This is a genomic window from Cellulomonas sp. P22 (assembly GCF_044392165.1).
Genome location: NZ_JBISBW010000002.1, coordinates 308009 through 329607, shown reverse-complemented (window position 1 = coordinate 329607; position 21599 = coordinate 308009). Strand labels below are relative to the sequence as shown.

Here is a 21599-nt window from a genome sequence, read left to right as displayed (position 1 = left end):
CTCAGGCCGGTCGGTGGGTCACGAAGATCGCCGTACCGGGCAGGCGCGCACCGCGCACCGGCCCCCACCCGCCCCACGTGCGGTCGTGCCCCGCGGGCCACTCGGGCTCGACGACCCGGTCGAGCACCAGGCCGGCGCCCACGACCTCGCCGACGTGGTCGCCGAGCGTGCGGTGGTACTCGGCGTACAGCACGTTCCCGGTGGTCCCGAGCTCGACGTAGGGCCTGCGGTCGAAGTACGAGCGGGTCGCGGTGAGGCCGGCCTCGCCCGGGTCGTCGGGGAACGCCCAGCGCACGGGGTGCGTGACCGAGAAGACCCACCGCCCACCGGGGCGCAGCACCCGCGCGACCTCGCCGTGCACGCGGGCCGCGTCGGGCACGAACGGGATCGCCCCGAACGCGGTGAAGGCGACGTCGAAGCTCGCTCCCGCGAACGGCAGGGCGCGCGCGTCGGCCTGCACGAGGGGGGTCCGGGTGCCCGCCGCGGCGTCGTACCCGGACCCGGCGGCGAGCATCCCCGCCGAGACGTCGGTGGCCACGACGTGAGCGCCCTGGCCCACGAGCCACCGTGAGCACTGCGCGGCGCCCGCTCCCACCTCGAGGACCCGCACCCCCGCCACGTCGCCCAGCAGGTGCGCGTCGGCCTCGCGCAGCCCCTCGGGGCACCAGCAGAACTCGTCGGGGCCCAGGAACTCGCCGTGCTCGTCGAGGTACTCCCGGGCGTTCGCGTCCCACCAGCGGCGTCCGGCGCGGCCGCCCGCCTCGTCGGGCACCGCGCGGTACCCGGCGTCGGCCAGTCTCTCGTCGGGCGGTTCCACGCAGGGCTCCTCGGGCGTCGGTTCGGGGTCCGGACGATCATCCCACCGGTGCGGGACGGCCGGACGCGGGCGTCGTGGCGGCGCGCGCGGCCCTGATCTGGGCGATTCCCGGCGTCGTGCCCGGCCTGCCGGGTCGTGGAGCGGCACACGGGAGCGGAGGCGTCACCCGCGCCCGTCGTGGGACCCAAGACCCGGCGCCGGGGACCGTCGGTGGATACCCTGGGCCCTACGGGTGCGCGACGGCGCGCGACTGCCCGGCCCCCAGACGACTGAAGGAGTTCTCGCGTGCGTGTCGGACTGCTCACCGGAGGCGGGGACGTCCCCGGCCTGAACGCGGCTATCCGGGCCGTCGTCAAGCGAGGCGAGGGTGAGCACGGCCACTCCATCGTCGGTTTCCGCAACGGCTGGCGCGGTGTCGTGGACGGCGACGTGTTCCCGCTGACCCGCCAGCACATCCGCAACGTGCTGCCCGTCGGCGGGACGCTGCTCGGCACCGCCCGGTACCACCCGCACGCGTCCGACGGTGGCATCGACGCCGTCCTCCAGACGCTCGAGGCCGAGCGCATCGAGGCCCTGATCTGCATCGGTGGCGACGGCACCCTGCACGCGGCCAGCAAGGTCGCGGACGAGGGCGTCAAGATCGTCGCGATCCCCAAGACGATCGACAACGACGTGTGGGGCACCGACAGGTCGATCGGCTTCGACACCGCCGTCGACATCGCGACCGAGGCGATCGACCGGGTGCACACCACCGCGGAGAGCCACAACCGCGTCATGATCGTCGAGGTCATGGGTCGCCACGCTGGCTGGATCGCCGTGACGTCGGCGATCGCGGGCGGCGCCGAGGTCGTGCTGACCCCCGAGGACCCGTTCGACATCGACAAGGTCATCCGGTTCCTCAAGCACCGGCACCGTGCGCACGCGAGCTTCTCGATCGTCGTCGTGGCCGAGGGCGCGGTGCCCGCGGAAGGCACGTCGATGTCGTACGAGGCCCCGGTCGGCAAGTTCGGCGAGATCGTCGCCGGCGCGATCGGCGAGCGCGTCAAGGCTGAGATCGAGCAGCGCACCGGGTTCGACACCCGCGTCACCGTGCTCGGGCACGTGCAGCGCGGTGGCATCCCCACGCCGTCCGACCGCATCCTCGGCAGCCGTTTCGGGGTCGCGGCCATAGACGCGGTGACGCGGGGCGAGTCGAACGTGATGACCGCGCTGCGTGGCGAGGAGGTCGTGCTCGTGCCGCTCCCGGAGATCGCCGGGAAGGTCAAGCACGTGCCCGCCCAGCTGCTGCAGGTCGCGCAGGCGCTCGCCTGATCCGCTTTGACCCGCGTCCCGCCCAAAGATAGGCTGGTGGGTGGTGCTGCACGCCCACGGTCCGCTCGTACGGCGGTCGCAGGTCAGCAGCCGACAATCCATCAGGATCCTTGCCCGCACTACTTCCTGTCCGCATCGGAGTCCATCACTACATGAGCATTTCCACCGCGAAGCCCGCCACGCCGCAGGTCGCGATCAACGACATCGGCTCGGCCGAGGACTTCCTCGCTGCCATCGACGCCACCATCAAGTACTTCAACGATGGTGACATCGTCTCGGGGACCATCGTCAAGGTCGACCGTGACGAGGTGCTGCTCGACATCGGTTACAAGACCGAGGGCGTCATCCCCTCCCGTGAGCTGTCCATCAAGCACGACGTGGACCCCGGAGAGGTCGTCCAGGTCGGCGACGAGGTCGAGGCCCTGGTCCTCCAGAAGGAGGACAAGGAAGGTCGTCTGATCCTGTCCAAGAAGCGTGCGCAGTACGAGCGCGCGTGGGGCACGATCGAGAAGATCAAGGAGGAGGACGGCGTCGTCACCGGCACCGTCATCGAGGTCGTCAAGGGCGGCCTCATCCTCGACATCGGTCTGCGCGGCTTCCTGCCCGCGTCGCTCGTGGAGATGCGTCGTGTCCGCGACCTCCAGCCCTACGTGGGCAAGGAGATCGAGGCCAAGATCATCGAGCTCGACAAGAACCGCAACAACGTCGTCCTCTCGCGCCGTGCCTGGCTCGAGCAGACGCAGTCCGAGGTGCGCTCGACCTTCCTGCAGACGCTGCAGAAGGGCCAGGTCCGCCCCGGTGTCGTCTCCTCGATCGTCAACTTCGGTGCGTTCGTGGACCTCGGCGGCGTCGACGGCCTCGTGCACGTCTCCGAGCTGTCCTGGAAGCACATCGACCACCCCTCCGAGGTCGTCGAGGTCGGTCAGGAGGTCACCGTCGAGGTTCTCGACGTCGACTTCGACCGCGAGCGTGTCTCCCTGTCGCTCAAGGCGACGCAGGAGGACCCGTGGCAGGCGTTCGCCCGGACGCACGCCATCGGCCAGGTCGTCCCCGGCAAGGTCACGAAGCTCGTCCCGTTCGGCGCGTTCGTGCGTGTCGAGGACGGCATCGAGGGCCTGGTCCACATCTCGGAGCTGGCCGTGCGCCACGTCGAGATCCCGGAGCAGGTCGTCCAGGTCGGCGACGACGTCTTCGTCAAGGTCATCGACATCGACCTGGAGCGTCGCCGCATCTCGCTGTCGCTCAAGCAGGCCAACGAGGGCGTCGACCCCAACAGCGACGACTTCGACCCGGCGCTGTACGGCATGGCGGCCGAGTACGACGAGCAGGGCAACTACAAGTACCCCGAGGGCTTCGACCCGGCCACGAACGAGTGGCTCGAGGGCTTCGAGGCCCAGCGCGAGGTGTGGGAGGCGCAGTACGCCAAGGCCCACGAGCGCTGGGAGGCCCACCGCAAGCAGGTCGCCGAGGCCAGCAAGGCCGACGCCGAGGCCGCGAACGGCGACACCGGCAGCAGCAGCAGCACCGCTACGGCGTCGTCCTACTCCTCGGCCCCGGCCGAGGAGGCTGCGGGCACCCTCGCGTCGGACGAGGCGCTCGCCGCACTGCGCGAGAAGCTCACGGGCAACTGACACCTGGCGCCTCGGCGCCACGTCACGTTCCTGGCAGCGGGCCGGTCACCTTCGGGTGGCCGGCCCGCTGTGCTGTCCCCGGCGGGTGACCGGGCCCGCGCAGGCCGCCGGATCGCGGCCGTTCCGCGTCCCGCCGACGCACACGGCGAGCAGGTCGGGCAGGATGGAGCGATGCAGCGCATCGGACTGACCGGCGGGATCGCAGCAGGCAAGTCGGTGGTGGCCGAGCGGTTGGGCACCCTCGGGGCCGTGGTCATCGACTACGACGTGCTCGCGCGCGAGGCGGTCGCCCCGGGCACCGCGGCGCTCGACGACATCGTCGCCGCGTTCGGCGCGCAGGTGCTGACGCCCGAGGGTGCGCTCGACCGGGCGGCCCTCGGCGGGATCGTGTTCGCCGACCTGGACGCTCTCGCGCAGCTCAACGCGATCGTGCACCCGAGCGTGCGCCGGCTCGCCGCCGAGCGCGAGGCCGCCGCGGCGACCGCAGACCCGGGGGCGGTCGTGGTCCACGACATCCCGCTGCTGGTCGAGACCGGGCAGGCCGACGCGTTCCACGTGCTCGTCGTCGTCGACGCCCCCTCGGCGCTGCGGGCCGAGCGGCTCATGGGCATGCGAGGCCTGAACCGCGAGGAGGCGCTGGGGCGCATCGCTGCGCAGATCGACGACGCCGCCCGCCTCGCCCTCGCCGACGTGGTGCTCGACGGCTCGGGCGACGTCGCGGGCCTGCAGACGCAGGTCGACGCGCTCTGGCAGCGGCTGGCCGACGAGCGCAGCGCCGAGCTCGCGGCCGAGAAGCCGTGAGCACGATCCTGCTGACGGGCTTCGAGCCGTTCGACGGCCAGCCGGTCAACGCCTCGTGGGAGGCCGTGCAGCACGTCGAGGCGGTCTGGGACGGTGACGCGCGTCTGGTGACGCGGCTGCTGCCCGTGTCGTTCGGGTCGGTGCCCGCACTGCTGCGGGCCGCCGTCGACGAGGTGCGGCCCGACGTGGTCGTGTGCGTGGGTGAGGCGGGCGGCCGTGGCCGGGTGGGCATCGAGAGGTTCGCGCTCAACCTCGTCGACGCGCGGATCCCCGACTCGGACGGCGCGCAGCCGGTCGACGTCCCGGTGGTGGCGGGCGGCCCGCTCGCGCTCGAGTCGACGCTGCCCGTCAAGGCGTGCTTCGCGGCGGTCCGCGAGCTCGGGCTGCCGGTCGAGGTGTCGACGACAGCGGGGACCTACGTGTGCAACGCGACGTCCTACGTGCTCGCGCACCTCCTGGCGTCGACCACCGGCATGCGCGGAGGGTTCGTGCACGTGCCCCGCACACCCGCTCAGGTCGAGGTGGGGGAGCCCGCCCTGAGCACAGCCGACTCGGCGCGGGCCCTCGGCCGGATCCTCACCGTCACGCTCGGGACACGCGTCGACGCCCGGGTCGCGGCGGGCAGCGAGGCCTGAGGGTCGCACGGGGCGGGTGCGCGGGTTGTCAGACGGTGCACGTACCGTGGAGGCATGCGCCCTGTGACAGATCTCCAGCGGACGGTCGCGCCGTTCGAGGTGATCTCCGACTACACGCCTTCGGGTGACCAGCCGTCGGCGATCGCCGACCTCACCCGCCGCATCCAGGCCGGCGAGAAGGACGTGACCTTGCTCGGTGCCACCGGTACCGGCAAGTCGGCGACCACCGCGTGGCTCATCGAGAAGCTCCAGCGGCCCACGCTCGTCATGGCACCGAACAAGACGCTCGCGGCGCAGCTCGCCACCGAGTTCCGCGAGCTGCTGCCGAACAACGCGGTCGAGTACTTCGTCTCGTACTACGACTACTACCAGCCCGAGGCGTACATCGCGCAGACGGACACCTACATCGAGAAGGACTCGTCGATCAACGACGAGGTCGAGCGGCTGCGGCACTCCGCCACGAGCTCGCTGCTGACGCGGCGCGACGTGGTCGTGGTGGCGTCGGTGTCGTGCATCTACGGTCTGGGCACCCCGCAGGAGTACGTCGACCGCATGGTGCGCCTGTCGGTCGGCGACCAGGTGGAGCGCGACCAGCTGCTGCGCCGGTTCGTCGCGATGCAGTACACGCGCAACGACATGGCTTTCACGCGGGGCACGTTCCGGGTCCGGGGCGACACCGTCGAGATCATCCCGGTGTACGAGGAGCTCGCGATCCGCATCGAGTTCTTCGGTGACGAGATCGAGTCGATCCAGACGCTGCACCCGCTCACGGGTGACGTGGTCCGCGCCGAGCAGGACATCTACCTGTTCCCGGCGACGCACTACGTCGCGGGCCCCGAGCGCATGGAACGGGCCATCGGGTCGATCGAGGCCGAGCTCGCCCAGCGGCTCGAGGAGTTCGAACGGCAGAACAAGCTGCTCGAGGCCCAGCGGCTGCGCATGCGTACGACGTACGACATCGAGATGATGCGTCAGATCGGCTCGTGCTCGGGCATCGAGAACTACTCGCGGCACATCGACGGCCGCGGGCCGGGCACCGCACCCCACACGCTGCTCGACTACTTCCCCGAGGACTTCCTGCTGGTCATCGACGAGTCGCACGTCACCGTGCCGCAGATCGGCGCGATGTACGAGGGCGACATGTCGCGCAAGCGGAACCTCGTGGACCACGGCTTCCGGCTGCCCAGCGCGATGGACAACCGGCCGCTGCGCTGGGAGGAGTTCGTCGACCGGATCGGGCAGACGGTGTACCTCTCCGCCACGCCCGGCAGCTACGAGCTGTCGATGTCGGACGGGACGGTCGAGCAGATCATCCGCCCGACGGGCCTCGTGGACCCGCAGGTGGTGCTCAAGCCCACGACGGGCCAGATCGACGACCTGCTCGACGAGATCCGCACGCGGTCCGAGCGCAACGAGCGTGTGCTCGTCACCACGCTGACCAAGAAGATGTCCGAGGACCTCACCGACTACCTGCTCGAGAAGGGTGTGCGGGTGCGCTACCTGCACTCCGAGGTCGACACCCTGCGCCGCGTCGAGCTGCTCCGTGAGCTGCGGCTCGGGGAGTTCGACGTGCTCGTCGGCATCAACCTGCTGCGCGAGGGGCTCGACCTGCCCGAGGTGTCGCTCGTCAGCATCCTCGATGCGGACAAGGAGGGCTTCCTGCGCTCGGCGACCTCGCTCATCCAGACGATCGGGCGCGCAGCCCGCAACGTCTCGGGCGAGGTGCACATGTACGCGGACAAGATCACGCCCGCGATGGCCATGGCGATCGACGAGACGAACCGTCGTCGCGAGAAGCAGGTCGCGTACAACCTCGAGCACGGGATCGACCCGACGCCCCTGCGCAAGAAGATCGGCGACATCACCGACATGCTCGCGCGCGAGGACGTCGACACGAAGGAGCTGCTCGAGGGCGGGTACCGCCGGGAGCAGCAGCGGGGCAAGGCCCCGGTGCCGGGTGGCGCCGGTTCGCGGGTGAGCCTCGCGGGCGCCGCGGCGGGCGAGCTGGCCGAGCTGATCCAGGAGCTCAGCGACCAGATGCACGCCGCCGCCGCCGAGCTGCAGTTCGAGCTCGCGGGACGGTTGCGCGACGAGATCTCGGGGCTCAAGAAGGAGCTGCGGCAGATGCAGGCCGCGACCGCCTGACCAACGGCTGTCGGTCTGACGGCCGTGCCTTATGCTGAGTCCCTTGTGGAGGGGAGTATCCCGACACGGCGTCCTCGTCATCACGGTCCGCTCAGCAGCGACCCGGGGAGCCGGCCCGCTGACGCAGCGGGTGGGAGAGACCTCCGGTACCCGAACCTGTACCGGAGGTAGACCTGTGTCCGTCCCGCTCTGGATCTGGGGAGCGACCGTCGCGCTCGTCGTCGCGATGGTCCTCTTCGACTTCTTCACCCACGTCCGCACCCCGCACGAGCCGACGTTCCGCGAGTCGGTCAGGTGGTCGATCTTCTACATCGCGCTGGCCGTGGTGTTCGGCGTGGGCCTGGGCATGGTGTGGGGCTGGGACCACGGCACGGAGTACTTCGCCGGCTACCTCACCGAGAAGAGCCTGTCGGTCGACAACCTCTTCGTCTTCCTCATCATCATGACGAAGTTCAAGGTGCCCCGGCCGTACCAGCAGAAGGTGCTGCTCGTGGGCGTGGTGATCGCCCTGGTGCTGCGCACCGTGTTCATCCTCGCCGGGGCCGCGGCCATCGAGCGCTACTCGTGGGTCTTCTACCTGTTCGGCGCGTTCCTCGTCTACACGGCCGTCAAGCTCGCTCTCGAGAAGCACGACGAGCAGTCGGCAGAGGTCGCGGCCGCCGAGCGCAAGGACGGGTTCGCCGTCCGCATGATGAAGAAGGTCGTGCCCACGACCGACGTCTACCACGGCGACCGCCTGACCACCGTGATCGACGGCAAGCGGTTCATCACCCCGATGCTCCTGGTCATGGTCGCGATCGGCAGCACCGACGTGCTGTTCGCGCTCGACTCGATCCCCGCGATCTACGGCCTGACCAAGGAGCCGTTCATCGTCTTCACGACCAACGCCTTCGCGCTGCTGGGGCTGCGGCAGCTGTACTTCCTGCTCGGCGGGCTGCTCGACCGTCTGGTGTACCTCGCGCAGGGACTGTCGGTCATCCTCGGCTTCATCGGCGTCAAGCTCGTCCTCGAGGCGCTGCACACCAACGAGCTCCCGTTCATCAACGGTGGCGAGCACGTGGAGTGGGCCCCCGAGATCCCGATCTGGCTCTCGCTCGGGTTCATCCTGGGAACTCTGGCCGTGGCGACCGTCGCGAGCCTCATCAAGACCCGCAACGACGAACGCGCCGTCGCGGGTCGCAACGACAGCTGAAGGTAGCCCGTGGTCGTCCCACCCCTCGTCTGGATCCTCTCTCTCGGCATCGCCGGCGTCGTCCTGCTCGTCGACGTCGCTGTCGTCGGGCGGCGACCGCACATCCCGACGACGTCCGAGTGCCTGCGGTACCTCGCCCTGTACGTCGGGCTCGCGATCGCGTTCGGGCTCGGGGTGTGGGTGACCGCGGGCGGCCAGTACGCGGGGGAGTTCTTCGCGGGCTGGCTCACGGAGTACTCGCTGTCGGTCGACAACCTCTTCGTCTTCCTGCTGATCATGACGACCTTCGCAGTGCCGAAGCCCTACCAGCAGACGGCGCTGCTCATCGGGATCATCCTGGCCCTGGTGTTCCGCGGCATCTTCATCGCGGTCGGTGCGGCGGCGATCTCGAGCTTCGGGTGGCTGTTCTACCTGTTCGGCGCGTTCCTCGTGTGGACGGCGGTCAAGGTCGGCCGCGAGGGCGGTGGCGGTGACGAGGACGACTACCGTCCGCCGCTCGTGCTGCGGCTGGTGCAGCGCTGGCTGCCGTCGACCGACGGGTACCGCGGCGTGCGGCTCACGGTCGTCGAGGACGGGCGCCGGCTCGTGACGCCGATGCTCGTGGTGCTCGTCGCGCTCGGCTCGACCGACCTGCTGTTCGCGCTCGACTCGATCCCCGCGATCTTCGGCCTGACGCAGTCCGCGTACCTGGTGCTCATGGCCAACCTGTTCGCGCTCATGGGACTGCGCCAGCTGTACTTCCTGCTGGGCGACCTGCTGACGCGGCTCGTCTACCTGCACATCGGGCTGGCGGTGCTGCTCGGGTTCATCGGGGTCAAGCTCGTGCTCGAGGCCCTGCACTCGAACACCCTGCCGTTCATCAACGGCGGTGAGCACGTGGCCTGGGCACCGGAGATGCCGATCTGGTTCTCGTTGGCCGTCATCGTCGTGACCCTCGGGCTCACCGCGGTCGTCAGCCTGCTCAAGGTGAACCACGACGAGAAGCAGCTCGCGCGCGCCGAGGCGCCGGTGATCGAGCCGTGAGCGCCGACGCCCCCACGATCCTCGCGACGTCGGGCGGGCTGGTGGCCGGGCGCCGCACCCGACTCGAGCTCGGCCCGCTCATGTGGCACGCCGTCGATCTCGCCGGGACCTCGGGCCGGCCGCGCGTGTGCCACCTCGGCACCGCGGGCGGCGACCAGGCGTGGGCGAACGCGGCGCTCGACGAGGCGGCTCGGGTCGCGGGCGTCGAGCTCACCCACCTCAACCTGTTCCCGATGCCGAACGTCGAGGACGTCGAGGGTCACCTGCTCGCGCAGGACGTCGTGTGGGTGGGTGGCGGCTCGGTGGCCAACCTCCTGGCGGTGTGGCGCGTGCACGGCCTCGACGAGATCTTCCGCCGCGTGTGGGAGGCCGGGGTGGTGCTGGCCGGGGTGAGCGCCGGGTCGATCTGCTGGTACGTGGGCGGGACGACCGACTCGTTCGGTCCCGAGCTGCGTGCGGTCACCGACGGTCTGGGGCTGCTGCCGTACGGCAACGGGGTGCACTACGACTCCGAGGCCGAGCGCCGTCCGCTGGTCCACCGGCTGGTGGGCGAGGGCGTGCTGCCCACGACGCACTGCACCGACGACGGCGTGGGGCTCGTCTACCGGGGAACCGCGCTCGTCGAAGCCGTGACCGAGCGGCGCGGCAGCGGTGCGTACGAGGTGCGCCGCGAGGACGGGGCCGTGGTCGAGGACCGCCTCGAGCCGCGGGTGCTGCCCGGGGCCTGAGCGGGCGTCAGTCGTCGGCTGCCCAGGGGCCGATCACGATGTTCCACGTGCGGACACCGACCTCGGCGATCACGCCGGCGATCGCGAACGGGTCGGCCTCGAGCAGGCGGTCGAGCTGGGCGGGGTCCTCGGTGCGGAACACGAGCTGCGCGCCGGGCGCCCCGTCGGTGAAGGGACCCGACCCGAGCAGGAGACCTTGCTCGGCCAGGCCCGACAGGTACAGGCGGTGCGCCGGGCGCACCTCGTCCTGCAGCTCGTGGCGGGCGTCGTAGACGTACTGGACGGCATAGGTCTGCATAGGGGACATCCTGCCGCAGCGGTCGCCTCGGTCCGCGCCCACGGCACGCCCGGCGTCCGGGGCGGATGAGAGCATGACGTCATGACTGCTCCGCTTCCCCCGGTCCCCGACGTCCACCTGCACGACGGGACCACGATCCCGCAGCTGGGCTTCGGTGTGTTCAAGATCGACGACGAGGGCGCCGAGACGGCCGTGGCGCACGCGCTGGCCGACGGCTACCGCCTGATCGACACCGCCAAGCTGTACGGCAACGAGGCCGGGGTCGGCCGCGCTGTGCGTGCCTCGGGTCTGCCCCGCGAGGACGTGTACGTCACCACCAAGCTGTGGAACGACGACCAGGGTCGTGAGCGCACGCTCGCCGCGTTCGACGCCTCGGTCGAGCGCCTGGGGCTGGGGGAGCCGGACCTGTTCCTCATCCACTGGCCGATGCCCGGCCAGGACCTGTACTCCGAGACGTGGCGCACGCTGGTCGAGCTGCGCGACGCGGGCCGGGTGCGCTCGGTCGGCGTCTCGAACTTCCAGCCGGCGCACCTCGCGCGGATCATCGAGGACTCGGGCGTGGTGCCCGTGGTCAACCAGGTCGAGCTGCACCCGTACCTGCAGCAGCGCGCGCTGCGGGACGTGCACGCCGAGCTGGGCATCGTGACCGAGGCGTGGTCACCGCTGGGTCGCAACACGGGCGTGCTCGAGGACCCGGTCCTCGTCGCGATCGCGCAGGCGCACGGCGTGAGCACAGCCCAGGTGGTGCTGCGCTGGCACCTCGACCTCGGGACCGTCGTGATCCCCAAGTCGGTCACCCCGGCCCGGATCGCGGCGAACCTCGACGTGTTCGGGTTCGCGCTGAGCGCGGCCGACCACGAGGCGATCGCGGGCCTCGACCGCGGCGAACGCATCGGCCCCGACCCCGACGTGCTCGGGGCGTGAGCGCGATGACGACGCACGTCCTCACCGACGAGCTGCTGGCCCGGGTCGCCGAGCGCGCCCCGCGGCACGACGCGGAGAACACGTTCCCGCACGACGACCTGGCGGACCTGACGGCCGCGGGCTACCTGCGCGCGTTCGTGCCGGTGCGCCTCGGCGGTCTGGGGCTCACGCTCGAGCAGGTCGCGCTCGAGCAGGTGCGGCTGGCCACCGCGGCCCCCGCGACGGCCCTCGCGGTCAACATGCACCTCGTGGTCACGGGGATCGCCGCCGCGCTCGCCGCGCGGGGCGACGACGCGCTCGAGTTCGTCCTCGAGGACGCGGCGCGCGGGGAGGTCTTCGCGTTCGGCAACTCCGAGGGCGGCAACGACCTGGTGATGTTCGGCTCGCGCACGCGCGCCGAGCCCCAGCCCGACGGCGGGTACCGCTACTACGGCACGAAGATCTTCACGTCGTTGTCGCCGGTGTGGACGCGGCTGGCGACCTTCGGCCGGGACGACACCGACCCGCAGGACCCGCGGCTCGTGCACGCCGTCGTCTCGCGCGAGGACGGCGGCATCGAGGTGCGCGACGACTGGGACACCCTGGGCATGCGCGCGAGCCAGAGCTGCACCACTGTGCTCGACGGCGCGTACGCGCGACCCGAGCGTGTCTACCGCTCGCTTCCCCCGGGCCCGAGCGGCGACCCGTTCATCTTCGCGCTGTTCGCCACGTTCGAGATCCTGCTGGCCGCGGTGTACACGGGCATCGGGCAGCGCGCGGTCGAGCTGGCCGTCGCCGCCGCGAACCGGCGCACGTCGATGAAGAACGGCGGGCGCACGTACGCGCAGGACCCGGACATCCGGTGGAAGATCGCGACGGCCGCGATCGCGCAGGACGGCATGCTGCCCCAGATCACGACGCTCGCGCGGGACGTCGACCAGCTCGCCGACCACGGCAGCCAGTGGTTCCCGCGGCTCGTCGGGCTCAAGGTGCGGGCCACCGAGAACGCGCGCGACGTGGTCGACCAGGCGCTGCGCGTCTCGGGCGGCGGCTCGTACTTCGCCGGCAACGAGCTGGGGCGCCTGTACCGGGACGTGCTCGCGGGGATCTTCCACCCGTCGGACGACGAGTCCGCGCACGCCACCGTCGCCAACGCGCTCCTGGGGCCGATCGAGCCCTGAGCTGCTTTTCCGCTGGTCAGCGGCCTCGTCGTGCTGGGAGGCTGACCCGATGACGACGATGGACGACGTGACGGTGTGGCCCTTCACCGGGCTGCGCGTGGTGCAGGGCGACCTCGAGCTCAGGTACCTCTCGGACGACCTCCTGCACGAGCTCGCGGCGGTCGCCGCTCGTGGGGTGCACGCGCCGGACAGGATGCCGTTCACCGTGCCGTGGACCCGGGGCACTCCCGAGGAGGTCGGCCGTTCGGTCCTGACCTACCAGTGGGGCGTGCGGTCGCGCACCAGCCCCGAGAGGTGGTCGATCGAGCTCGCTGTGCTCCGCGACGGCATCCCCCAGGGCGTCCAGGGTCTGTCCGCGACGGACTTCGCCGTGACCCGTGACGTCACGACCGGCTCGTGGCTGGGCCTGGAGTTCCAGGGGAAGGGCACCGGCACCCGGATGCGCGCGCTCGCGCTGCACCTCGCGTTCGAGGGGTTCGGCGCCCAGGTCGCCCGGACCGACGCGTTCGCCGACAACCCGGCGTCGAACGCCGTCACCCGAAAGATGGGCTACGCACCCGACGGCATCGTGACGCTTGCGCGTGAGGGGCAGCCGGCGGTCTCGCAGCGCTACCGGCTCGAACGCGCGGACTGGGAGCAGCGGGGGGCGGCGTGCGGCCTCGACAGGAGCGGCATCGAGCTGCACGGTGTCGGCCCGGTGCGCCGGTTCCTGGCGATCGACTGAGCGCAGGTCAGCGCGGCGCGGGGGTGCTCACCAGCGCCGGGCGCGCCACTCCCCGAGGTGCGGGCGCTCGACACCGAGCGTTGTGTCGTTCCCGTGGCCCGGGTAGACCCACGTGTCGTCCGGGAACTGCGCGAAGACCCGCTCCTCGAGGTCGTCCATGAGGCTGTCGAAGTCTTCGCCGCCCGAGGTGCGGCCCGGCCCGCCGGGGAACAGCGAGTCGCCCGTGAACAGGTGCGTGCGGCCGGGCACCGCACCGTCGGCGCGGGCGTCCGCGGGTTCGCGGTAGGCCAGGGCGACCGAGCCGGGAGTGTGGCCGCGCAGGCCGATGACGTCGAGGACCACGTCGCCGAACGTCACGGTCGCCCCGTCGTGCAGGCGCTCGTGCACGGGGACGCCCGCCTCGACCGAGATCGCGTGCGCGTCGTCGGCCCCTGCGCAGGTGAGCGCCCCCGTGACCGCCACGACCGACGCCAGGGCGCCCAGGTGGTCGCGGTGCCGGTGCGTCGTGACGACCGTGTCGAGGCGCGCGGTGGCCGAGCCCTCCCGCACGAGATCGAGCAGCCGGTCCGCGTCGGCCGCGGCGTCGACGAGCAGCTGGGCGCCGGTGCGGCGGCAGGTCAGCAGGTAGGCGTTGTTGTCCATGCCGCCCACGGACGCCTTGCGGACGGTCAGCGCGTCGAGCTCGCGCACGTCGGCGGGGCCGCCCGCCCGCACGTCACCGGTGTAGCCCATGGTCGTCCTCACTGCTCCGTGTCCCGCTCGGGGGTGCGCCCGGCCGCCGCTGCCGCGGCACGTCGGCCCTGCCGCGCGAGCGCGAGCTCGTGGCTGTGCGCGGCACGCACGAGCGCGAGATGGCTCAGCGCCTGCGGGAAGTTTCCCACCATCCGTCGGCCCACCGGGTCGTACTGCTCGGCGAAGAGGCCCACGTCGTTGCCGATCCCGACGAGCCGGTCCAGCACCGCCGTCGCCTCGTCGAGCCGGTCGCTGCGCGCGAGCGCGTCTGCCAGCCAGAACGAGCAGGCCAGGAACGGAAACTCGACCCCGGGCATGCCGTCGTCGGTCCGCCCGGTGCGGTACCGCAGCAGCAGCCCGGGGGAGACCTCGAGCTCGCGGCGCACAGCGGCGATCGTGCCCTGGACGCGCGGGTCGTCGGCCGGGAGGAAGTCGACCTGGAGCATCTGGAGCAGCGCCGCGTCGGTGTGCTCGGCCCCGTAGTGCTGGACGAAGGTTCCGCGCTCGGCGTCGTACCCGTGAGCCAGCACGTCCGCGCGGATCGCCGCGCGCTCGGCGCGCCACCGCGTGACCGGCCCCGGCAGGCCGTGCTGCTCGACCGCGCGCACGGCCCGGTCGAGCGCAGCCCACGCCATGATCTTCGAGTGCGTGAAGTGCTGGGGGTCGCCGCGCACCTCCCAGATGCCACGGTCGGGCTCGCGCCAGTGGGTCGCGAGCTCCGCGACGAGGTGCTGCTGCATCGACCAGGAGTCGGTCGTCTCGGTCAGACCAGCCTCCCGCGCGAGCTGCAGCGCGCACATGACCCCGCCGAGCACGTCGTTCTGCACCTGGTCGACGGCCCCGTTGCCGATCCGCACCGGTCGTGAGGCCGCGTAGCCGGGCAGGTGGTCGAGGGTCGCCTCGGGCAGGTCCCTGCGCCCATCGGAGCCGTAGACGATCTGCAGGTCGGCGGGGCGACCGGCGACCGCACGCAGCAGCCAGTCGCGCCACGCGGTCGCCTCCTCGCGGTAGCCGTTCTCGAGCAGCGCCTCGAGCGTGAGGGCGGCGTCGCGCAGCCAGCAGTAGCGGTAGTCCCAGTTCCGCTCGCCGCCGAACACCTCGGGCAGGGACGTCGTGGGCGCGGCGACGATGCCGCCGGTCTCGGCGTCGGTCAGCAGGCGCAGCACGAGCAGCGAGCGGACCACGGCGGCGCGGTGCGGCCCGTGGTAGTCGCAGCGGCGCGCCCAGCGACCCCAGCGCTGACGGGTCGAGGCGAGCCGGTCGGTGATCGACAGCCGGCGGGGGACGGGGCGCCACGAGTGCGTCCACGTCGAGGCGAGCTCGACGAACTGCCCCTCGGTGAGCTCGAAGTCGTCGCGGTGCGCACGCCCCTCGGCCCGCGGCAGCCGGTTGCCGCGCAGCACCAGCGAGTCGGGGCCGGCGATCGCCCGGATGGTGTCGTACCCGTCGGGGTCGCGCACGTGGTGCACCCACGGCTCGATGGTCCCGTAGCCGAAGCGCACCACCCACTCGTGGCGCACGGTCACGGTGCCCTCGAGGCACTCGATGCGCCGCACCAGGTCGGCCCGCCCGTCACCGAGCGGCATCGCCTCGGTCACGAGCGCGGTCCCGGTGGGCGAGGCGTAGGTGGTCTGCAGCACGAACGAGTCGCCGAGGTAGGTGCGCGTGACCTCGGTCGCGTCGGGCACTGTCAGCAGCCAGCGGCCGTGCGTCGGACCGCCGAGCAGCGCCGCGAAGCACGCGGGCGAGTCGAACTGCGGGAAGCACAGCCAGTCGACCGACCCGCGGAGCGAGACGAGGGCCGCTGTGCTCCCGTCGCCCAGCACCGCGTACTCCGAGATCGGCACGGTCGGCGGCGTCATCCCCCCATCATCGTCCGAGGCAGGCGCCGGTGCGGCACTGTGGGCAGTGCCACATTTCGAACACGTGTGCGGATGTCAGGTGACCGTCCTACCATGTCCGGGTGAATGATCGACTCATCGTGCAAGGCGCCCGTGAGCACAACCTGCGCAACGTTGACATCGACCTCCCGCGTGACGCGCTCGTCGTGTTCACCGGGCTGTCGGGGTCGGGCAAGTCCTCCCTCGCGTTCGACACGATCTTCGCCGAGGGCCAGCGGCGCTACGTCGAGTCGCTCTCGGCGTACGCCCGCCAGTTCCTCGGTCAGATGGAAAAGCCCGACGTCGACTTCATCGAGGGGCTCTCGCCCGCGGTGTCGATCGACCAGAAGTCGACGAACCGCAACCCGCGCTCGACCGTCGGCACCATCACCGAGGTCTACGACTACCTGCGCCTGCTGTTCGCGCGCGCGGGCACCCAGTTCTGCCCGGTGTGCGGCGAGCAGGTCACGGCCCAGACGCCGCAGCAGATCGTCGACCGCCTGCTCGAGCTGCCCGAGGGCACGCGGTACCAGGTGCTGGCGCCGGTGATCCGCGGGCGCAAGGGCGAGTACGCAGAGATGTTCAAGGAGCTGCAGTCCAAGGGCTTCGCGCGTGCCCGCGTCGACGGCGAGGTCGTGCAGCTCACCGACCCGCCCGCCCTGGAGAAGAAGCTCAAGCACGACATCGAGGTCGTCGTCGACCGGCTGGTGGCCCGGGAGGGCGTCCAGCGACGTCTGACCGACTCGGTCGAGACGGCGCTCAGCCTGGCCGGGGGCCTCCTGGTGGTCGAGATGGTCGACGCCGACAAGGACGACCCCGAGCGCGAGCGCCGGTTCTCCGAGCACCGGGCCTGCCCGAACGACCACCAGCTCACGCTCGAGGAGATCGAGCCGCGCACGTTCTCCTTCAACGCGCCGTACGGCGCATGCCCTGAGTGCACGGGCATCGGTTCACGCCTCGAGGTGGACACCGACCTGATCGTCCCGGACGAGGACCTCTCGCTCGCCGAGGGGGCCGTGGCGCCCTGGTCGCAGGCGTCGAGCGAGTACTTCACGCGCGTGCTCAGCGCGCTGGCCAGCGACCTGGGCTTCTCGATGGACGTGCCGTGGCGAGCCCTGCCCGAGCGGGCCAAGAAGGCGGTGCTGTACGGCGAGAACCACGAGGTCCACGTCCGGTACAAGAACCGCTGGGGTCGGGAGCGGCAGTACTCGACCGGTTTCGAGGGCGCTGTCACGTTCATCGAGCGGCGCCACAAGGAGACCGAGTCCGACTGGAGCAAGGAGCGGTACGAGGCCTACATGCGCGAGGTCCCGTGCCCGGTCTGCCAGGGTGCGCGGCTCAAGCCCGAGGTGCTCGCGGTGCGGGTCGGCGGCCTGTCGATCGCCGAGATCTGCGACCTGCCGATCCGGGCCGCCCGTGACTTCCTCGACGACCTGCAGCTCGGCGAGCGCGAGCGCGCGATCGCGGTCGAGGTGCTCAAGGAGATCCAGGCCCGCCTCGGCTTCCTGCTCGACGTCGGGCTCGACTACCTGTCGCTGTCCCGGCCCGCCGCGACGCTCTCCGGCGGGGAGGCCCAGCGCATCCGGCTGGCGACGCAGATCGGCTCCGGGCTGGTGGGCGTGCTGTACGTCCTCGACGAGCCCAGCATCGGCCTGCACCAGCGGGACAACCGTCGGCTCATCGAGACGCTGACGCGGCTGCGCGACCTGGGCAACACGCTCATCGTCGTGGAGCACGACGAGGACACGATCCGCGCCGCCGACTGGATCGTCGACATCGGCCCCGGCGCGGGGGAGCACGGCGGCCACGTGGTGCACTCGGGCGACTTCGCGGGGCTGCTCGCGTCGCCTGACTCGGTCACCGGCGCCTACCTGTCGGGTCGTCGCGCGATCCCGATGCCGGCCGAGCGCCGGGCGATCGACCCGGCGCGCGCCGTCACCGTGGTCGGCGCGCGGGAGCACAACCTGCGCGGCATCGACGTGACGTTCCCCCTCGGCACCCTCACGGCGGTCACGGGCGTCTCGGGGTCGGGCAAGTCGACGCTGGTCAACTCGATCCTCTACACCGTGCTCGCGAACGAGCTCAACGGCGCCCGCCAGGTCGCCGGCCGGCACAAGCGCGTGACCGGGATGGAGAACCTGGACAAGGTCGTGCACGTGGACCAGGGGCCCATCGGGCGCACGCCGCGCTCGAACCCGGCCACCTACACGGGGGTCTGGGACCGGATCCGCAAGCTGTTCGCCGAGACGACCGAGGCGAAGGTCCGGGGCTACGGGCCCGGCCGGTTCTCGTTCAACGTCAAGGGCGGGCGCTGCGAGGCGTGCTCGGGCGACGGGACGCTCAAGATCGAGATGAACTTCCTGCCCGACGTGTACGTGCCGTGCGAGGTCTGTCACGGGGCGCGCTACAACCGGGAGACCCTTGAGGTCCGGTTCAAGGGCAAGAACGTGGCCGACGTGCTCGACATGCCCATCGAGGAGGCGGCCGAGTTCTTCGCACCCTTCGCCGCGATCGCGCGCCACCTGAACACCCTCGTCGACGTCGGCCTCGGCTACGTGCGGCTCGGGCAGCCGGCCCCGACGCTCTCGGGCGGGGAGGCGCAGCGCGTCAAGCTCGCGACGGAGCTCGCGCGCCGGTCGACCGGCCGGACGATCTACGTGCTCGACGAGCCGACCACCGGTCTGCACTTCGAGGACATCCGCAGGCTGCTGGAGGTGCTCCAGTCGCTCGTCGACAAGGGCAACAGCGTGATCGTGATCGAGCACAACCTCGACGTGATCAAGAACGCCGACTGGGTCATCGACATGGGGCCCGAGGGTGGCAGCGGCGGCGGCCTGGTGATCGCCGAGGGCACGCCCGAGCACATCGCGACGGTCGAGGCGAGCCACACCGGGAGGTTCCTCGCCGAGGTGCTCGAGCCCGCGGCGGTCGCTGTCAGCGCCTGACGCGGGAGCCGACCACCACCGCTCGGGCGCTCCGCGACCTCAGCGTCCGGGCGTCGTCACGAGCGGCACCTCGCCCGTGCGCGGCGTCGACGGGACGCACCGCACGGGGAAGCTGACCGAGCGGGCGATGAAGCAGTGCTCGTGCGCGCGCTCGTGCAGCGCGTCGAGCCGAGCGTCGTCGACCGGGCCCCCGTCGTTCGCGTGCGCGCCGGGCACGAGGGTCACCACGGGGTGCAGCACCACCTCGGTGAACTGCCCGTGCCCGGCGGCCTCGACCCGCATGGTGCCCCGCGCGTGGTCGGTGTACCCGACGACCACCACGCCGTCGGCCGACGCGAGGTGCAGGAACCAGAGCATGTGGCACTGCGCGAGGGCCGCGACCAGCAGCTCCTCCGGGCTGTACCGGGCGGGGTCGCCGCGGAACGCGGGGTCGGCCGATCCGGGCAGCGGCGGCTTGTCACCGATCCGCACGTCGTGGTCGCGGCTGTAGGAGGTGTAGCTCGCGGTGCCGGACGCACCGGCTCCGGTCCAGACGACGTCGGCGGCGTACGTGTGCAGGGGGCCCATCGCGCCACGCTAGCCCGCGGCCCGCCGCGGTGCGTGCGTTCGGCGTCAGTCACGCGAACTACCCTCGTACCCATGGCCGATCCCGCCACCTACCGTCCCGCCCCCGGCGAGATCCCCGACTCCCCGGGCGTGTACCGCTTCCGGGACGAGCACGGCCGCGTCATCTACGTCGGCAAGGCGAAGAGCCTGCGGTCCCGGCTCAGCAGCTACTTCCAGGACGTCGCGGGCCTGCACCCGCGGACCCAGCAGATGGTCACGACCGCGGCGTCGGTGCAGTGGACTGTGGTCGGCACCGAGGTCGAGGCGCTCGCGCTCGAGTACTCCTGGATCAAGGAGTTCGACCCGCGGTTCAACGTCAAGTACCGCGACGACAAGTCCTACCCGTACCTCGCGGTCACCATGTCCGAGGAGTTCCCCCGCGTGCAGGTCATGCGGGGGGCCAAGCGTCCGGGGACCCGCTACTTCGGTCCGTACGGGCACGCCTGGGCGATCCGCGAGACCGTCGACCTGCTGCTGCGGGTGTTCCCCGTGCGCACGTGCTCGGCCGGGGTGTTCAAGCGCGCCCACCAGCAGGGCCGTCCGTGCCTGCTCGGGTACATCGACAAGTGCTCGGCGCCGTGCGTCGGGAGGATCTCGCCCGACGACCACAAGGCGCTCGCGCAGGACTTCTGCGACTTCATGGCGGGCGACACGGCCCGGTTCACGCGGCGCCTGACGCAGCGCATGAAGGAGGCCGCTGCCGACCTCGACTTCGAGCGTGCGGCCCGGCTCCGCGACGACATCGGCGCGCTCGAGCGCGCCACCGAGAAGAACGCCGTGGTGCTGCCCGACGGCACGGACGCCGACGTCTTCGCGCTCGTGGGCGACGAGCTCGAGGCCGCGGTCCAGGTGTTCCACGTCCGCGACGGGCGCATCCGCGGCCAGCGCGGCTGGGTGGTCGAGAAGGTCGAGGACGCGACCGACGCCGACCTGGTCGAGCACCTGCTCCAGCAGGTCTACGGCGGCGAGGGCGAGGACGCGGCCGGTCGGGCCGACGCGACGCGGCGCGGCGACTCGCGTGCGGTGCCGCGCGAGGTGCTGGTCCCCGTGCTGCCGACCGACGTCGAGCAGGTGCAGGACTGGCTCACCGGGCTGCGGGGCAGCCGGGTCGAGGTCCGTGTGCCGCAGCGCGGCGACAAGAAGGACCTCGCCGAGACCGTGCAGCGCAACGCCGAGCACGCGCTCGTGCTGCACCGCACGCGCCGCGCGGGCGACCTCACGACCCGCAGCCAGGCGCTCCGCGAGATCCAGGAGGCCCTCGACCTGTCGACAGCACCGCTGCGCATCGAGTGCTACGACGTGTCGCACAACCAGGGGACGTTCCAGTCGGCGTCGATGGTGGTGTTCGAGGACGGGCTCGCGCGCAAGAGCGAGTACCGCCACTTCTCGGTGCGCGGCGCCGAGGGGCAGGGGGCCCGCGACGACACCGAGGCGATGCACGAGGTCATCACGCGCCGGTTCCGCCGCTACCTGTCCGAGCGCACCGCGTCGAGCGACCTCGAGATGGGTGAGGACGACGACGAGAGCCTGCCGCGCTCGGGCCCGGTCGACGAGACCACGGGCAAGCCGGTGCGCTTCGCGTACCCGCCCAACCTGGTGGTCGTCGACGGCGGCCCGCCCCAGGTGGCCGCTGCCGCCGCGGCGCTGGCCGAGCTGGGCATCGACGACGTGGCGCTGTGCGGGCTCGCGAAGCGCCTCGAGGAGGTGTGGCTGCCGGGCGAGGAGTACCCGGTGATCATGCAGCGCAGCTCGGAGGGGCTGTACCTGCTGCAGCGGCTGCGCGACGAGGCCCACCGGTTCGCCATCTCCGCGCACCGCAAGCGCCGGAGCAAGGGCATGACCGTCTCGGCGCTCGACTCGGTGCCCGGGCTCGGGCCCGCGCGGTCGGCGGCTCTGCTCAAGCACTTCGGCTCGCTCAAGCGCCTCCGGGCGGCCTCGGTCGAGGAGATCGCGTCGGTGCCGGGCATGGGGGAGCGCACGGCCGCGGCCGTGGTCGCGGCGCTCGCCACGCCTACGACCGCGGGAACCGCAGGGTCCTGACCCGGGC

Annotated in this window: 18 protein-coding genes; 13 read left to right on the top strand and 5 right to left on the bottom strand. The window is 71.6% G+C overall.

The window, feature by feature from the left end:
* Nucleotide 1: 1 nt before the first annotated feature.
* On the bottom strand, nt 2-817 hold the full coding sequence (locus tag ACGIF2_RS02280) for a class I SAM-dependent methyltransferase (RefSeq protein ID WP_396043022.1): 816 nt from the start codon (nt 815-817) through the stop codon (nt 2-4).
* Nucleotides 818-1102: 285 nt separating this feature from the next.
* Here ACGIF2_RS02280 and ACGIF2_RS02275 point away from each other — a divergent pair, with 285 nt between their 5' ends.
* From ACGIF2_RS02275 to ACGIF2_RS02240, 8 genes are all read left to right on the top strand, one after another.
* On the top strand, nt 1103-2128 hold the full coding sequence (locus tag ACGIF2_RS02275) for a 6-phosphofructokinase (protein ID WP_396043020.1): 1026 nt from the start codon (nt 1103-1105) through the stop codon (nt 2126-2128).
* Between the two features lie 152 nt (nt 2129-2280).
* A complete protein-coding gene (rpsA, locus tag ACGIF2_RS02270; protein ID WP_396043018.1) occupies nt 2281-3759 on the top strand; it encodes a 30S ribosomal protein S1 in 1479 nt (492 codons plus the stop codon).
* Between the two features lie 171 nt (nt 3760-3930).
* Nucleotides 3931-4560, top strand: coding sequence for a dephospho-CoA kinase (gene coaE / locus ACGIF2_RS02265; RefSeq protein WP_396043016.1), 630 nt, complete (start codon nt 3931-3933; stop codon nt 4558-4560).
* A complete protein-coding gene (gene pcp, locus ACGIF2_RS02260) occupies nt 4557-5195 on the top strand; it encodes a pyroglutamyl-peptidase I (RefSeq protein ID WP_396043014.1) in 639 nt (212 codons plus the stop codon). Before coaE ends, pcp begins: the two co-directional genes overlap by 4 nt.
* A 54-nt stretch (nt 5196-5249) precedes the next feature.
* Nucleotides 5250-7340 (top strand): excinuclease ABC subunit UvrB, encoded by a 2091-nt coding sequence (gene uvrB / locus ACGIF2_RS02255; RefSeq protein WP_396043012.1) that lies wholly within the window; start codon nt 5250-5252, stop codon nt 7338-7340.
* 175 nt (nt 7341-7515) lie between these two features.
* Entirely contained in the window at nt 7516-8532 is a 1017-nt protein-coding gene (locus ACGIF2_RS02250) for a TerC family protein (protein WP_396043010.1), read from the top strand.
* Nucleotides 8533-8541: 9 nt separating this feature from the next.
* Nucleotides 8542-9555 carry a TerC/Alx family metal homeostasis membrane protein gene (locus ACGIF2_RS02245; protein ID WP_396043008.1) on the top strand — a complete coding sequence of 338 codons (1014 nt, stop codon included), beginning with the start codon at nt 8542-8544 and terminating at the stop codon, nt 9553-9555.
* Complete coding sequence (locus ACGIF2_RS02240; RefSeq protein ID WP_396043006.1) at nt 9552-10283, top strand: Type 1 glutamine amidotransferase-like domain-containing protein; 732 nt, start codon at nt 9552-9554, stop codon at nt 10281-10283. The genes ACGIF2_RS02245 and ACGIF2_RS02240 overlap by 4 nt, the downstream gene beginning before the upstream one ends.
* A gap of 7 nt (nt 10284-10290) precedes the next feature.
* On the opposite strand, the gene ACGIF2_RS02235 is transcribed toward ACGIF2_RS02240, so the two are convergent.
* Nucleotides 10291-10581, bottom strand: coding sequence for a YciI family protein (locus ACGIF2_RS02235; RefSeq protein ID WP_396043004.1), 291 nt, complete (start codon nt 10579-10581; stop codon nt 10291-10293).
* Between the two features lie 81 nt (nt 10582-10662).
* On the opposite strand from ACGIF2_RS02235, the gene ACGIF2_RS02230 reads away from it, so the two are divergent.
* From ACGIF2_RS02230 to ACGIF2_RS02220, 3 genes are read left to right on the top strand one after another with little or no spacing between them, the layout of a single operon-like run.
* On the top strand, nt 10663-11505 hold the full coding sequence (locus ACGIF2_RS02230) for an aldo/keto reductase (RefSeq protein ID WP_396043002.1): 843 nt from the start codon (nt 10663-10665) through the stop codon (nt 11503-11505).
* 5 nt (nt 11506-11510) lie between these two features.
* Nucleotides 11511-12665: an acyl-CoA dehydrogenase family protein gene (locus ACGIF2_RS02225; RefSeq protein ID WP_396043350.1), complete on the top strand. Its 1155-nt coding sequence runs from the start codon at nt 11511-11513 to the stop codon at nt 12663-12665.
* 49 nt (nt 12666-12714) lie between these two features.
* Nucleotides 12715-13389: a GNAT family N-acetyltransferase gene (locus ACGIF2_RS02220; RefSeq protein WP_396043000.1), complete on the top strand. Its 675-nt coding sequence runs from the start codon at nt 12715-12717 to the stop codon at nt 13387-13389.
* 27 nt (nt 13390-13416) lie between these two features.
* On the opposite strand, the gene ACGIF2_RS02215 is transcribed toward ACGIF2_RS02220, so the two are convergent.
* Complete coding sequence (locus ACGIF2_RS02215; RefSeq protein ID WP_396043348.1) at nt 13417-14121, bottom strand: MBL fold metallo-hydrolase; 705 nt, start codon at nt 14119-14121, stop codon at nt 13417-13419.
* 8 nt (nt 14122-14129) lie between these two features.
* Entirely contained in the window at nt 14130-15983 is a 1854-nt protein-coding gene (locus ACGIF2_RS02210; RefSeq protein WP_396042998.1) for a glycoside hydrolase family 15 protein, read from the bottom strand.
* 101 nt (nt 15984-16084) lie between these two features.
* On the opposite strand from ACGIF2_RS02210, the gene uvrA reads away from it, so the two are divergent.
* Nucleotides 16085-18946: an excinuclease ABC subunit UvrA gene (gene uvrA / locus ACGIF2_RS02205; RefSeq protein ID WP_396042996.1), complete on the top strand. Its 2862-nt coding sequence runs from the start codon at nt 16085-16087 to the stop codon at nt 18944-18946.
* 39 nt (nt 18947-18985) lie between these two features.
* Here uvrA and ACGIF2_RS02200 read toward each other — a convergent pair whose 3' ends face one another.
* On the bottom strand, nt 18986-19513 hold the full coding sequence (locus ACGIF2_RS02200) for an OsmC family protein (RefSeq protein WP_396042994.1): 528 nt from the start codon (nt 19511-19513) through the stop codon (nt 18986-18988).
* 72 nt (nt 19514-19585) lie between these two features.
* On the opposite strand from ACGIF2_RS02200, the gene uvrC reads away from it, so the two are divergent.
* Entirely contained in the window at nt 19586-21592 is a 2007-nt protein-coding gene (uvrC, locus tag ACGIF2_RS02195) for an excinuclease ABC subunit UvrC (RefSeq protein WP_396042992.1), read from the top strand.
* Nucleotides 21593-21599 lie beyond the last annotated feature (7 nt).

What these genes read in the sequence shown, in the direction of transcription:
- rpsA (WP_396043018.1), top strand. Translation starts at nt 2,281, where the DNA reads ATGAGCATTTCCACCGCGAAGCCCGCCACGCCGCAGGTCGCGATCAAC.
- coaE (WP_396043016.1), top strand. Translation starts at nt 3,931, where the DNA reads ATGCAGCGCATCGGACTGACCGGCGGGATCGCAGCAGGCAAGTCGGTG.
- uvrB (WP_396043012.1), top strand. Translation starts at nt 5,250, where the DNA reads ATGCGCCCTGTGACAGATCTCCAGCGGACGGTCGCGCCGTTCGAGGTG.
- ACGIF2_RS02235 (WP_396043004.1), bottom strand. Translation starts at nt 10,581, where the DNA reads ATGCAGACCTATGCCGTCCAGTACGTCTACGACGCCCGCCACGAGCTG.
- ACGIF2_RS02230 (WP_396043002.1), top strand. Translation starts at nt 10,663, where the DNA reads ATGACTGCTCCGCTTCCCCCGGTCCCCGACGTCCACCTGCACGACGGG.
- ACGIF2_RS02225 (WP_396043350.1), top strand. Translation starts at nt 11,511, where the DNA reads ATGACGACGCACGTCCTCACCGACGAGCTGCTGGCCCGGGTCGCCGAG.
- ACGIF2_RS02220 (WP_396043000.1), top strand. Translation starts at nt 12,715, where the DNA reads ATGACGACGATGGACGACGTGACGGTGTGGCCCTTCACCGGGCTGCGC.
- ACGIF2_RS02215 (WP_396043348.1), bottom strand. Translation starts at nt 14,121, where the DNA reads ATGGGCTACACCGGTGACGTGCGGGCGGGCGGCCCCGCCGACGTGCGC.
- ACGIF2_RS02210 (WP_396042998.1), bottom strand. Translation starts at nt 15,983, where the DNA reads ATGACGCCGCCGACCGTGCCGATCTCGGAGTACGCGGTGCTGGGCGAC.
- ACGIF2_RS02200 (WP_396042994.1), bottom strand. Translation starts at nt 19,513, where the DNA reads ATGGGCCCCCTGCACACGTACGCCGCCGACGTCGTCTGGACCGGAGCC.
- uvrC (WP_396042992.1), top strand. Translation starts at nt 19,586, where the DNA reads ATGGCCGATCCCGCCACCTACCGTCCCGCCCCCGGCGAGATCCCCGAC.